The following is a 13,367-nucleotide window of genomic DNA, read 5'->3' as shown; positions in this document are numbered from 1 at the left end:
CGACACAGGCGTCATGCAATTTCCTGAATCCTGGTTGCGCGAGTTCTGCAATCCGCCGCTATCGACCCCCGCGCTGGCCGAGACGTTGACCATGGCCGGCCTCGAGGTCGAGGAACTGCGCCCTGTGGCGCCGCCGTTTGACAAGGTGGTCGTGGCTGAGGTGCTCGCTATCGAGAAGCACCCCAACGCCGACCGGCTTCATATCTGCCGGGTCGATGTGGGCGCCGGTACGCCACTGTCGATCGTCTGCGGTGCGCCGAACGTGCGAGCCGGGATCAAGGTTCCCTGCGCGCTGGTGGGCGCGGAACTGCCTCCGGCCGAGGCGGGCGGTGCTCCGTTCCAGATCAAGCTCGGCAAGCTGCGCGGCGTGGAGAGCCAGGGCATGCTGTGCTCAGCGCGCGAGCTCAAGCTGTCGGAAGACCATGGCGGCCTGTTGATCCTGGCCGACGATGCCCCGGTCGGTACGAGCATCCGCAGCCATCTCCAGCTCGACGACACGCTATTCACGTTGAAGCTCACGCCCAACCTGGCCCATTGCCTGAGCGTCTACGGCATCGCACGCGAGGTGTCGGCGCTGACGGGCGTGCCGCTCAAGCAACCGGCCTTTGCGCCGGTGCTGCCGACGCACGGCGCAAAGCTGCCGGTTCGCGTCGCAGCGCCCGAATTGTGCGGCCGCTTCTCGGGGCGCATCGTCCACGGCGTGAACCCGCGGGCGGCGACACCGCCCTGGATGGTGGAGCGCCTCGCACGCTGCGGCCAGCGCTCTGTGAGTGCACTGGTCGACATCTCGAACTATGTGATGTTCGAGTTCGGCCGTCCTTCGCACATCTTCGATCTCGACAAGATCCATGGGGGGCTCGAAGTGCGCTGGGGTCGGTCCGGTGAGTCCTTGGAACTGCTGAACGGCAGCACCATCGAGGTCGACGCAGCGGTGGGGGTGATCGCCGACGATCGGCAAGTCGAATCGCTGGCCGGGATCATGGGCGGCCAGGCCACCGCGGTGACCGACGACACCCGCAACGTGTACGTCGAGGCCGCATTCTGGTGGCCGCAGTCGATCGCAGGACGCTCACGCCGCTACAACTTCAGCACCGACGCCGGGCACCGCTTCGAGCGCGGCGTCGATCCGGCGCAGACGGTCGAGCACATCGAGCGCATCACGCAGCTGATCCTCGACGTCTGCGGTGGCGAAGCCGGTCCGATGGACGACCAGATCCTCGCGCTGCCCGAGCGCACGCCGGTCGCGATGCGCGTCGATCGTGCCTGCCGCGTGATCGGCATGCCGGTCTCGCAGTCCCAGTGCGTCGGCGTCTTCCAGCGGCTGGGTCTGGCGTGTCGCGAGGAGGATGGACGCATCATCGTCACGCCGCCGAGCTGGCGTTTCGATCTGCAGATCGAGGAAGACCTGATCGAGGAGGTCATCCGTGTCCTCGGCTACTCGATGCTGCCCGACACACCGCCGCTGGCCCCCGTGACGCCCCGCGTGATGTCGGAATCGCGCCGCGGGTTGCACACGCTACGGCACGCGATGGCCGGTCTGGATTACCAGGAAACCGTGAATTTCAGCTTCGTCGAGGCACGCTGGGAGCGCGACTTCGCCGGCAACGAGGCCCCGATCCGGCTGCTCAATCCGATCGCTGCGCCGCTGGCCGTGATGCGATCCAGCTTGATCGGCAGCCTGATCAACGTGTTGCGCTTCAACCTCGCGCGCAAGGCGGCGCGGGTGCGCGTGTTCGAGATCGGCCGCGTATTCCTGCGCGATCCCGCCGCCGTCGACAGCGATTCGGGTGTCGCCGGCGTCGACCAGCCGCTGCGACTGGGAGGCCTGGCCTATGGGGGCTGCGATGAACCGCAATGGGGCACCACCGAACGCGGCGTCGACTTCTTCGACGTGAAGGGCGATGTGGAAGCGCTGCTGGTGCCACGCCGACCGCGCTTCGTCGCGGCGGAGCACCCAGCCCTGCATCCGGGGCGCAGCGCCCGCATCGAGTGCGACGGCCGGACAGTCGGCTGGATCGGCGAGTTGCACCCGCGCTGGCGCCAGGCCTACGAGTTGCCGCAAGCGCCGGTCGTGTTCGAACTTGATGCGCAGGCGCTGTCGGAGGGCGGTGTGCCCATCTATACAGCCATCCCGAAGCAGCAGGCGGCGGTTCGGGACATCGCCCTGATCGTCGGCGATCACGTAGCTCACGATGCACTGATGCAATCGATCTCCGTAGCACCCAGCAGCGGCGTCGTGCGCAGCGCACGCCTGTTCGATGTCTACCGCCCCAAGAACCCAAGTGCCGAGGTGGCTGCCGGTGAGCGCAGCCTGGCCATACGGCTTGAACTGTTGGACGAGCATGGCACGCTGACCGACGAGCGCATCGACGCCGCAGTCCGCTCCGTGCTGGACACACTTTCTGCGCAACTGGGCGCCCGCCTGCGGGCCTGACCGGCGCCGATACGGAAGAATCCGACCATGGACCGAGTGCTGCTCCCGACCCTCGAGACACCGACGCTGACCAAGGCCGAACTCGCCGAACTGCTGTTCGAGCGCCTGGGCCTGAACAAGCGTGAATCCAAAGACATGGTCGAGGCCTTCTTCGAACTGATCCACGGCCAACTGGTCGAGGGGCAGGACGTCAAGCTTTCCGGCTTCGGCAACTTCCAGATCCGGCGCAAGGCCCCCCGGCCCGGGCGCAACCCGCGCACCGGGGAGGCGATCCCGATCAAGGCGCGCAATGTGGTGACGTTCCACGCAAGCCACAAACTCAAGGGCGTCGTGCAAGGTGACATACCGAGCGCGGAGGAGTTCGAGTAAAGTCTGAGGTCATACGCCACAGGCCTTTGATTTCCAATGGAAAAATCGCTGCCGCCGATCCCCGCCAAGCGGTATTTCACGATCGGTGAAGTCAGCGAGCTGTGCGGCGTCAAGCCCTATGTGCTGCGGTATTGGGAGCAGGAGTTCTCGCAACTCAAGCCCATGAAGCGGCGTGGCAACCGTCGCTATTACCAGCACCACGAGGTCCTGCTGATCCGGCGGATCCGGGAACTACTGTACGAGCAGGGTTTCACCATCAGCGGTGCGCGCAACCGTCTTTCTGAGGCGGGTGTGCGTGCCGCCCTCGCGGCCGAGGCGGCCCAGGTGCCGACGCAGGACGATGGAGGCCTGCCGTCGGCCGACGAAATACTGCCGGAGGCCGAGGCCATGGAGGCAGCGGCAGTTGCTCCGACCGCCGCCGTGGCGCGCGTTCGAGTCAACGCCGTTCCACCGACGCTGGCGACGATGCGCGACGAACTCGTGTCGATCCGGCAACTGCTGCTGCCCTAGCGCCATCGCTCGATGTGCGCGACGCGACACCCGGGTTCGAACCCGCGACACATGGGAAAAGACAAAAGGCCTAGCCCGTGGTGATCACCGGCTAGGCCTCGTCTTTTCTTTGGTCGGGACGGCGGGATTCGAACTCGCGACCCCTTGCACCCCATGCAAGTGCGCTACCAGGCTGCGCTACGCCCCGACAAGCCGCGCAGTATAGCCCAGAGACTGTACTCTCCAGGCCATGAAGCGCGCCGCGCGACCGGCGGCGCTGGCTTCGATCACTCACTATGTCGGGAGGGCTGCGCTCAGCGTGCCACCGGGGCCTTGGTGGCCGGGGTCGGCGTGACGCCGGGGCGTGCCTCGGACAGCGCCTTCGCGCGCGCGTCGAGCTCCTCGCGGGACGTGGTCGCCAGCGGAGCGGCCGTGATCGGGCAGCGTGCCGCGGCATCGTCGCCGGCGTTCCAGTTGTCGTCCGGCAGGGCGCCGGTGTCGATCCGCGACAGGCCGAGCGCGGCGGTCAGGGTGTTGGTCGCCGCGTGCGTGCGCACGTAGGCAATGCGCAGTTCGTGCTCCGCGTTGGCATAGGCGCGCCGCGCGGTGTAGACCTCGTTCTCCGCATTCAGCAGGTCGAGCAGGCTGCGCTGGCCGATCTCGAACTGCTGGCGGTAAGCATCGCGCGCCCGCTCGATCGCAACGACGTTGCGCTCGAGATAACGCAGCTGCTCGACGAGCTTGAGCGTGTCGTTGAACGCGATCGAGGCGGTCTGGCGAGCGTCGCGGCAGGTACGGTCGCGCAGGTCGGCCGCCTGGGTGACGAGATCGGCGAACTGGCGCACGCGCGCCTGATCGGAGCCGCCATTGAAGAGATTCCAGCTCAGCACCACCTCCGCAGCGGCCTCGCGTCGCTGGTCCTGCAAGCCATTGAGATTGTGTCCCTCGCTGCCGCGGGCGCGTGCCTCGACGCGCGGCTGGAAGGCGCTGCGCTGCCCCTCGGATTGCGATCGCAGGGCCCGCAGGTTTTCCACGGCCGCCGAGATGCCCGCGTTGCGCAGCGTGGCCTGTGTCTGCACCTCGCTGGCGCTGGCCGGCATGCCCTGGGTCAGTCCGGCGCCCAGTGTCAGCTGCGCAGGCGGCGCTTCACCGACCACGCGCTGGTAGCGCGCCACCACGTCGTGGAGGTTGGCGGTCTCGGTGGACAGGTTCGTTTCGGCCAGGGCCAGCCGCGCTGCCGCTTGCTCGACATCGACGCCGCGCCCGACCCCGGCCTTGAAGCGGTTCTGGATCTGGTCGTGCGAGACCTTATGCTGCACGTAGTTGTCTTCTGCCAGCAGCACGAGCCTGCGGAAACGCAGCACGTCGTAGTAGGCACGGCTGGCTTCCAGGGCAGTCTGCTCGGTGGCCTCGATGAACTCGAAATAGCGGCTGCTGCGGGCGTGGCCGAAGCGGCTGACTTCAGACTGGGTCAACTGGCCGTCCCACAGCAGCTGGGTCAGGCTGACTCCGACGCCGGTGCGCGACAGGCTCTGGTCTTTCGGGTTCCGCGTATCGATGCTGTCGCGCGAGCGACCGACGTCGGCGTTCAGGTCCACCCGGGGATAGTAGGCGCCGCGTGCGACATCGACCTCGTTGCTGGCGGCGCGAAAGGCGTTGAAACGGGCCGTGACTTCTGGATTGGTCTGGATGGCTTTCTGTGCAGCGGCCTTGAGCGGGTCGTCAGTCTGGGAGAGAGCTGCGGTCGAGGTGGCGATCAGCAAGGAGAAAGTCAGGGCGCGCGAAACAGTCATTGCAGAAGATCCAGTGTTTGGAAACGAGGCGAGCACTCGCGCTTCATGAAGCAGTATTGAGTGGATCCCGAGTTTCTCATGCACCCCCGGAGCCCTCGTTCCCTGATCCACGGGGCCGCCGACCGGATGACGCAAGATGCTGGCGAACGTCGTGAATTTCGCAACACCGCGCCTCGCATGGCCTCGTGGACAGGGACGTGGGCGCACGATCGGATACAGGCGGTTCAAGTCCATCGGCAAAAAGGCCGAAGACACCCCGATGGCTCCGAGCGCGATCGCGTCCCTTCCTGCTCCACGAATCCCCGCGCTTCCCCGCGTCGTCTGTTCACGGTCGTGGGCGCTGACGCTGTGGCTGCTGGTGCTGGCGCTGCTCGTGCCGGGGGTGCTTCCGCGGGCCTGGGATCGCGACCGGATGCTCGCCGCTGCACAGCGTCAGGGGCCTGAGGCGGAGCGGGGCGTCCGCCTGTTGCAATCGACGATCGTGGCTTCGCAGTCGATGTCGGAGGAGGCTCGTCTCCAGGCATTCAACCGGCTGTTCAACGAGCACATCGTGTTCGCCGAGGACATCGACACCGTGGGTCAGGTGGACCAGTGGGCCAGTCCGCTGGAGCTGCTGGCGCGCGGGGCCGGCGACTGCGAGGATTTCGCGATCGCCAAGTACTTTTCGCTGATCGCCGCGGGGTTGCCGCCCGCCAAGCTGAGAATGGTTTATGTGCGTGCCGATCTGGGTGGCCATGTGCGGGCCCACATGGTGTTGGCCTACTACGCCCAGCCCGCTGCCGAACCCCTGATCCTCGACAACCTGATCGCAGAGATCCGGCCCGCCTCGTTGCGGCGCGACCTGAGTCCGGTGTTCAGCTTCAACGCCGAGGGACTTTGGCAGGGCACGGGTGCGCAGAAGGCCGGCGATCCGACGGCGAGGCTGTCGCGCTGGCGAGAGGTGCTCGGCAAGGCCCGAGCGGAAGGTTTCGTATGAACATGGCACTGTGCACATCGAGGGGCGGGCAATGTCGCTGATCCGACAACTCTGGTTGCTGCTGCTCGCGACCGTCATGGTCGGCGTGCTGGGCAGCGCGCTGGTCACCGTGGGTTCGGCACGCGGTTACCTCGAAACGCAGCTGCGCCTGAAGAACAGCGACAACGCCCAGGCGCTGGCACTCACGCTGTCGCAGCAGAACGGCGATCTCGCGCTGGCCGAACTCGCCATCAGCGCACAGTTCGACACCGGCTTCTATGAGCGCATCAGCCTGAGGGGACCGGAAGGGCAGATGCTCGTCGAACGCCTTGGCGCGGCCGAGCCGACAGAGGTGCCGACCTGGTTCAGGGGGCTGGTGCCGATCCAGTCGCTTCCCGGTGTCGCGCAGGTCTCCGACGGCTGGCGGTCGCTGGGCACCCTCGAGGTGGTGAGCGCGTCGAGTTTTGCGCTCGACGATCTTTGGCAGAGCAGCCTGCGGTCGGCCGGCTGGCTGGTCCTGATCGGGCTGCTGGCAGGTGCGCTCGGTTCGCTGGTGCTCCGGCGGATCCGCGCGCCGCTGCAGGCAACGGTCGACCAGGCGCGCGCCATCGTCGAACGGCGTTTCGTTACCGTACCCGAACCACGCGTCCCAGAACTGCGCCAGCTCAGCCGGGCGATGAACGCCATGGTGCAACGGTTGCAGGCCGTGTTCGGGGAGCAAGGCGCACAGCTCGAGGCGCTGCGCCAGCAGGCGCAGACGGATCCGCTCACCGGGCTGTCCAACCGCAGCCACTTCCTTGCTCAACTGAGCTCAATGCTGGTGCGCGAAGACACGCCACGCGCCGGCGTCTTGCTGCTGGCGCGAGTGCACGACCTCGCGGGCCTCAACCGCAATGCAGGCCACGCGGCCACCGACGCCCTGCTGCAGACTCTGGCCTTGAGCCTGCGGAGCGCAACAGCGGGCGGCGCCGCCCCGATGACGGGACGCCTCAACGGCGCCGACTTCGCCGTGCAAGCCGCCGATGCCGACGCCGCCCACGTCGCCGCCGTTCTGCAGACCGCTGTGAAGACAGCCTTGAAGCCCTGGACCGGGGTGCGCGTGGCCATCGGGGCCGTGTCGTGGCGGGCCGGAGACAGCGTCGCTACGCTGATGCAGGCTGCCGACGCGGCGCTGGTGCGGGCCGAGACGCAGGACGGCTTCGGTTTGGCGGTCGACGGGCTGTCCGAAACGAACGCCGAGACCGCACTGGGCGAAAGCGGCTGGAGGCTGTTGCTCCGGCAGGCGCTGGAGCGCGGCGACGCCCAGTTGGGCAGCTTCCCGGTGATCGGCCGCGACGCGCGGCTGCTCCACCTGGAGAGCCCCTTGCGGCTGCGCCTGCACGAGGGCGGGGCGTTCGAGCCTGCCGCACGCTGGTTGCCCTGGGTCCTGCGCAGTCAGTTCAGTGCCAGCACCGATCTCCTGGCGGTGCGTCTGGCACTGGAGCAGATCGCGCTCGACGGAGTGCCACGCGGGGTGAATCTCGCGGCCGATTCCCTGGCAGACAGCGGCTTCCTCGCCAGCTTGCGCGGCCTGGTCTCGGCCCATGCACAGGCGGCTCGGGTGCTGTGGCTGGAGGTGGGCGAACGCGCAGCCGTCGAGCAATTGCCGGTGTTGCGGGACCTGGGGCAGCAACTGCGGCCACTCGGTGTGCAACTCGGACTCGAGCACGCCGGCGAGCGCCTGGCGCGCATCGACCGGCTCTACGAAGCCGGACTCGACTACGTGAAGCTCGATGGCGCCTTGGCGAGCGGCCTTGCGCAGGACAGCACCCGTGCGGACTTCGTGCGGGGCCTGGCTTGGACGCTGCATGGCCTGGAGATCAGGGTGCTGGCCGAGGGCGTGGCGGACGCTGCCGACGCGCAGGCCTTGTGGGCCTGCGGGCTCGACGGGATCACCGGTCCCTGGGTCAGCACGCAGCCACTGCGTTGAGCGGCGGGTTGCTCGGAGCTTCGGCCGCCGCGGGCGCGGCGTGCCTCGCTCCCGGACCGATCAGTGCCCGTCGGCGATCAGCTTGCCGCGCGTCAACAGTTCCTGAATGATCTGATTGTCGGAGGCCGCTGAACCCAGGCTCAGCGCGCTGCGCAGGTCGACGGATTCGAGCGTGATGCGCTGATCCTCGCTGCCGGCCGAGTAAGCCCCATTGGCGAAGCCGCCGGACGAACTGATGTGGATGATGGTGCTGCCCGGCGTGGAACTGGTGTCGAAGTCCAGGTAGCTTTCGAGGTTGCCGGGATCAGTGCCCACGTGATTGGCACCCACCAGAAGGTCCCGCAGGTCCAGCGAATCGCCACCGGCCGACACCGGCGCGACGTTGAAATCGGCAATCGTGTCGCGGGCCGGCGCCCCGCTGGCGCCCCGATCGGCGAGCGACCACGCAAAGGTGTCAGAACCGGCGCCGCCCGTCAGCAGGTCGTCGCCAGCGCCTCCCTGCAGCACGTCGTGGCCGGCGGCGCCGTTCAGGGTGTCGTTGCCAGCACCACCAATCAGCCGATCGTTGCCGCCACCGCCGTTGAGCGTGTCGTTGCCGCCGTTGCCGATCAGCAGGTCTGCGTTCGCGGTGCCGTTGAGGGTGTCGTTGCCGGCCCCGCCGGCGAGGAGGGACGTACCGTCCACGATGTTCATGTACTGGGTGCTGGACCGGCTCTCGTCGGCAACCGTGTTGGTCGCCGTGAATTCGAGCAGCGCCGAGCCCGCACCGGTCACCGACAGGTTGCTCAGGTTCCAGCCGGTCAGGTCGATCGTGTCGTCGGTTCCGGCGGCCGTGACGGCGTGGCCCGGCGTGCCGTCGGTCAGGGTCATGCCCGCGTTCAGGCCCGCGACCGACAGCGTGGTGTAGTGGTCTGCGGTGACGTTCAGCTTGATCGGATCGCCGTCGTTGGCCACGGCGATATCCCGATGGCCCGATTCGACCGATCGGATCGCCGCCACCTGATCGGCCGTGAGCGCGTGGTTGTAGATGCGGACATCGTCGAGATCGGCCCTCAGGAAGTGGTTGTCGACCATGTTCGTCCCGGCCGCGTCGTTGGCGAAGACATTCGTGGCACCGAAGCCCGCCAGCCGGTTCAACGTGGCCGTGAAGGCGGCGTCGTTGGGTGAGCCGCTGGCTTCCAGCCTGCCGTCGACGAAGACTTGCACGAGCTTGGTCGCCGCGTCGCGCGTGATCGCCACCTGGTGCCATGCGTTGTCGTCGATGCTGGTCGTACTGTAGACGCCGGTCACGTCGCCGATGCCGAAGCCGATCTGGCCCGCATCGTTGATAACGCCCCACTGGATGTCGTTCTGTCCGCCGTGCTGCTCGCTGGCGATGACGGCGGGTGAATTCCAGCCCGTCGTGCGGCTGGAGCCGATCTGCGTCGTCTTGATCCAGAAGGTCAGTGAAGCGGTGCCCATCAGCGGCGCCGTGGTCTGGGCATCCAGCGCGACGAAGCTGCCGGCGCCGTCGAAACGCAGGGCGCTGCCCGAGGCGCCGTCGTGTCCGGCCACCCAGGTCGGAGCCACGGCCGCCGGCGACGGCGTGGAGTCGGTCAGCGCGCCAGTGTGCGCGTTGTAGCGGTCGGTGGTCGAGCCCGCCGCGGCTTCGTCGAAAGTCCAGCGGCCGACCGACGTCACGTTGAGCGTCGGCGTGACCGTATCGTTCACCGGACGCACGTCGACGGCGACGGCCGCCGTTTCGGTGAGACCGCCCGACGTGACGGTGTAGGAGAAGCTCGTCGGCACGCCGGTGGAGGTGTGATAGCCGGGATCCGGCGTGAAGAGCAGCGTGCCATCGCCCTGCAGCAGCACGCTACCGTTGGCGACTGCCACCGCGGTGCCCGCCGCGATCGGCGTGCCGTTGACGGCGGTGATGGTGTGGTCGGCGTTCGAGAACGTGTCATTCGCGTTCACGTCGATCACTACCGCTCGATTCTCGACAGTGGAAGCCACGTCGGTCGCGATGTCGGCGACCGGCACGATGGAGATGCCGACATTGCCGACGGTCGGGGCGGCCACGCCGTCCGAGGTAGTCAGGGTCAGTTGCGCCGCGCCGTTAAAGTCGGCGGGACCGATGAACTGCGAGCCTTCCAGCGCGGCATTTATTGCTGCGGCCGAGCCAATCAGGCTGACGAGGTTGCTGCCGTTGCCGACCACCGTGACGCCGGCCGTCGAGCCCAGCGTGAAAATGCCGTTGCTCACGCTGACGGTCGTGGTCAGCGACGGGCTGTCGACGTCGGCAACGCTCAGGGCATTGCCGTTCGCGGCCGAGAACACCAGCGGCGTGTCCTCGTTGACGGCCTGCGTTCCGGGCACCGTCTGGACGGGCGCCTCATTCGTGTAGACCACCGTGACCGGGATCGTCGCCGTGCTGGAGGCGGCGTCGCCGTTGGCGGCCTCCTGGCTGGTGGCGGTCACGAGCAGGTCGAAGCTGCCGCTGTACTGCGGCGGCGGCGTGATCACCAGTTGGAAGAGCGCCCAGTCGGTGACGGCCGTGCTGGTGTTGCCGGCCGTGGCCGTGAAGCTGTGCGTACCGTCCGACAGCGTGGCGCCGACCGGGATCTGCCCGATGGTCACGACCGAGATCGCTTCCGAGCCGTCAGTGTCCGACAGAGCCACGCCGACGGGCGGCAAGCCGATCGTGCCCTTGTCCGGAGCGGTGCTCGTCACCGGGTAATAGCCGCCGCCCGTGCCGCCGACCAGCGCGTCGTGCGGAGCGTTCGCCGCATCGAGCGCTTCGATGCTGGGCACCAGCGTGAAGTTGCTGCTGTCGAAGGCGATGGGGGGGGCGCCGTCGGTGCTGACGGTGAGCACGGCGTTGCCGGGGCCGTCGCCGTTGTAGAAGATGAAGTCGATCGTGTAGTAACCGGAGGCGCTCGCGACGAACGGCGCGGCCTGGTAGAAGCCGGCGTTGTCGAAGCCCTGCTGGAACACGGTCTGCCCCCCGAGCACCATCAGGGCGGTGTCGTCGCGCTCGCCGGTGAAGGTGTAGGTGTGGCCGGCCTCCAGGAACACCAGCCCGGTCATGCGGTAGGCCTGGTCCTCGGCGATCGTCGGGGCGGCGTAGCTGGATTGCACCGTGGTTGCCGTCGGCGTCACGCCAGCCAGCGCCGCGGCCAGCGACGCGGGATCGCGTGCGGAGTCGGGGTCGATCGTCGCCACGTTGTCGTAGCGCTGGAAGGTCGCACCTTCGACGGCGCCGGGCAGCTGGTCGTAGAGCACCGTGCCGGCCGTGCCGACGTTGATCACCGGCGCATCGGCCACCGGCACCACGGTGATTGCCACGTTCGCCACGACCGGTGCGGTCTCGCCGTCGGTGGTGCTCACCATCAAGGCGTCCGATCCGCTGTAGTTCACGTCGGGCTGGTAGCGCAAGCCCTCCAACGCAGCGTTGATCTGGTCGGGCGTGCCGGACAGCACGACAGTACCGCTGCCGTTGCCGGCGATGGCCACGCCGTTCCCTTCGACGGCCGTAAGGACGCCGTGCCCGACGGTCAGCGTGGTGGTGACGAAGTCGCTGTCGACGTCGGCCACGGTGATGCCGTTGCCGGCGAGCGCGGTGAAGGTGTGCAGCGTGTCTTCGGGAAGCGATTGGCTGGCGGGCAGCGTCTGCGTGGGGGCATCGGCGACCGGCGTGACGGTGATCGCCGCCGTGGTGGTGGCCGACACGGCACCCTCGGAGTCGGTGACCGTGAAGGGAATGTTCACCGTGCCCGTGAAGTCGGGTGCGGGCACGAACACCAGCGATTGCGCCTGCTCGGCCGTCAGCGGAGCACCACCCACCACCGGTGTGACGCCGTCGGCGAGATAGAGCGTTCCGCGCGCGGCCGGAGGCAGCAGGATCACGGTCACGGTCTGCGCAATGCCGTCCTCGACGTCGGTGCCGCCCAGGCTGATCGGAATCGTCGTGGCGTCTTCAATGCCCGTGGCCGTCACTGGCGTGCCGATGGGGGCGTCGTTGACGGGGTTCACCGTGATCAGGACGGCGCCCGTGGTCGAACTCGCACCTTCGGAGTCGGTCACGGTGAACGGGATGTTGACTGTGCCGGTGAAGTCGGGCGCGGGCACGAACACCAGCGACGCAGCCTGGGCTGCGGTCAGCGGCTGTCCGCCCACGACCGGTGTCACCCCATCGGCCAGGAAGAGCGTGCCGCGCGAAGCCGTCGGCAACAGGATGACCGTGACGATCGGCGCCGTGCCGTCTTCGATGTCGATGCCACCCATGCTCAGCGAGATGGGCGTGTCCTCCACGGCCGTGAGGGTGCTGCCGATCGCGACCGGCGCGTCGTTGACCGGGGCGACGACGATGCTGGCGGTGACCGGGGGACTCGTGGCCCCGGCGGAATCCGTGACCGTGAAGTCGACATTCGCAGTGCCGGTGAAGTTCGGAGCCGGCACGAACACCAGCGAGCCCGCCTGAGCGGCCGTCAGCGGAGTACCCGCCACGACAGGCGTCGTCCCGTCCGCCAGGAACAGTTGACCTTGCGACGCCGGCGGCAGGGTGGTCACCGTGACGATCGGCGCCGTACCGTCCTCCGGATCGGTGCCCGACAGATTGATCGGGATCGAACTCGCGTCCTCGAGGCCGCCGGCCGGCGTGATGACCGGCACGGGGCTCTGGTTGGGCGCCGGGGCGGGCGCAGGGGCCGCTGCGCCGCGCTGGCCGGCGTCCTGGATCTCGGCGTCGAAGAAGGACGCGGGTTCGCGGCCTGCACGCGCGGTGTCGATCAGAAGCGTGTCGCCACCCACCGACTCGGAGATGCGGCCGACACGCAACGCCGGGGAAGCCTCACCGCCGCTGGCCGGTCCGCCGGCCGCAGTGGCGGCATCGGGGTCGCCTTCGTTCAAGGCCTGGATCACGCGATCGATGTCTTCGGGCCCAACGGCCTGGGCAATGGCCGGCGTTTCGGTGAGTTGTCCATCGGCCACGGCGAACGTGGCTTCGCTGCCGTCGTTCTTGATCTCGACGATGCTGTTCTGCGCCGTCAGGATCAGGTCGCCCTTGTGCACGATGTCGCCAACCTGGATCTGGCGGGTGCTGCCATCGGGTAGCCGGATCCGGGCAAGGCCCCAGACGGCGGTGACTTTTCCAAGCTGGACGGTGGCGACGATGGGCACGGCAATCCTTTAAGGGCGAGCGGCGGGGCCGCGAAGCGTGAGGTCGAGCATATCGGGCATTGGGCCGCCTTAAGTGGCCGACCCGGCAGGCGAACGTGATCCCGCGCACGGAATCGACGTTGTTACGCGACTTAGTACGCCGGGAAGTCGGTCTCCAGCGCGATCGCTCATGCTGCCTCGAAGAGCCCGGCGGGCGGC

The 13,367-nt window shown here is 67.9% G+C and carries 7 protein-coding genes and 1 tRNA gene; 5 read left to right on the top strand and 3 right to left on the bottom strand.

Translation table 11 applies throughout. The features are described 5' to 3' along the window. The first annotated feature begins 13 nt into the window (after nucleotides 1–13). From pheT to MPE_RS09475, 3 genes are read left to right on the top strand one after another with little or no spacing between them, the layout of a single operon-like run. Nucleotides 14–2,434 carry a phenylalanine--tRNA ligase subunit beta gene (pheT, locus tag MPE_RS09485; protein ID WP_011829478.1) on the top strand — a complete coding sequence of 807 codons (2,421 nt, stop codon included), beginning with the start codon at nucleotides 14–16 and terminating at the stop codon, nucleotides 2,432–2,434. 27 nt (nucleotides 2,435–2,461) lie between these two features. Next, a complete protein-coding gene (locus tag MPE_RS09480) occupies nucleotides 2,462–2,803 on the top strand; it encodes an integration host factor subunit alpha (protein ID WP_011829477.1) in 342 nt (113 codons plus the stop codon). A 36-nt stretch (nucleotides 2,804–2,839) separates the two neighbouring features. Further along, nucleotides 2,840–3,313, top strand: coding sequence for a MerR family transcriptional regulator (locus MPE_RS09475; RefSeq protein WP_011829476.1), 474 nt, complete (start codon nucleotides 2,840–2,842; stop codon nucleotides 3,311–3,313). A 110-nt stretch (nucleotides 3,314–3,423) separates the two neighbouring features. Here MPE_RS09475 and MPE_RS09470 read toward each other — a convergent pair. Both MPE_RS09470 and MPE_RS09465 read right to left on the bottom strand, forming a co-directional pair. Continuing rightward, a tRNA-Pro gene (locus tag MPE_RS09470) sits at nucleotides 3,424–3,500 on the bottom strand. 106 nt (nucleotides 3,501–3,606) lie between these two features. Further along, the gene (locus MPE_RS09465) at nucleotides 3,607–5,196 is read right to left on the bottom strand and encodes a TolC family outer membrane protein (protein WP_237706391.1); all 1,590 of its coding nucleotides are present in this window, start codon (nucleotides 5,194–5,196) and stop codon (nucleotides 3,607–3,609) included. A gap of 25 nt (nucleotides 5,197–5,221) precedes the next feature. Here MPE_RS09465 and MPE_RS09460 point away from each other — a divergent pair, with 25 nt between their 5' ends. Both MPE_RS09460 and MPE_RS09455 read left to right on the top strand, forming a co-directional pair. Next, nucleotides 5,222–6,061, top strand: a complete 840-nt coding sequence (locus tag MPE_RS09460) for a transglutaminase-like cysteine peptidase (RefSeq protein WP_237706390.1) — start codon at nucleotides 5,222–5,224, stop codon at nucleotides 6,059–6,061. A gap of 31 nt (nucleotides 6,062–6,092) precedes the next feature. Continuing rightward, the gene (locus tag MPE_RS09455; RefSeq protein WP_011829473.1) at nucleotides 6,093–8,009 is read left to right on the top strand and encodes a bifunctional diguanylate cyclase/phosphodiesterase; all 1,917 of its coding nucleotides are present in this window, start codon (nucleotides 6,093–6,095) and stop codon (nucleotides 8,007–8,009) included. 60 nt (nucleotides 8,010–8,069) lie between these two features. Here the strand turns inward: MPE_RS09455 and MPE_RS09450 are convergent, their stop codons facing one another. After that, complete coding sequence (locus tag MPE_RS09450; protein ID WP_011829472.1) at nucleotides 8,070–13,169, bottom strand: beta strand repeat-containing protein; 5,100 nt, start codon at nucleotides 13,167–13,169, stop codon at nucleotides 8,070–8,072. Nucleotides 13,170–13,367: the final 198 nt, after the last annotated feature.

Source organism: Methylibium petroleiphilum PM1 (genome assembly GCF_000015725.1).
Lineage (GTDB): Bacteria > Pseudomonadota > Gammaproteobacteria > Burkholderiales > Burkholderiaceae_C > Methylibium > Methylibium petroleiphilum.
The sequence above is the reverse complement of the archived record's forward strand: the minus strand, read 5'-3'. Positions and strand labels throughout refer to the sequence as shown.

Coding starts and splice junctions, on each gene's coding strand:
- MPE_RS09455 (WP_011829473.1), top strand. CDS start 6,093: ATGTCGCTGATCCGACAACTCTGGTTGCTGCTGCTCGCGACCGTCATG.
- MPE_RS09475 (WP_011829476.1), top strand. CDS start 2,840: ATGGAAAAATCGCTGCCGCCGATCCCCGCCAAGCGGTATTTCACGATC.
- pheT (WP_011829478.1), top strand. CDS start 14: ATGCAATTTCCTGAATCCTGGTTGCGCGAGTTCTGCAATCCGCCGCTA.
- MPE_RS09460 (WP_237706390.1), top strand. CDS start 5,222: ATGCTGGCGAACGTCGTGAATTTCGCAACACCGCGCCTCGCATGGCCT.
- MPE_RS09480 (WP_011829477.1), top strand. CDS start 2,462: ATGGACCGAGTGCTGCTCCCGACCCTCGAGACACCGACGCTGACCAAG.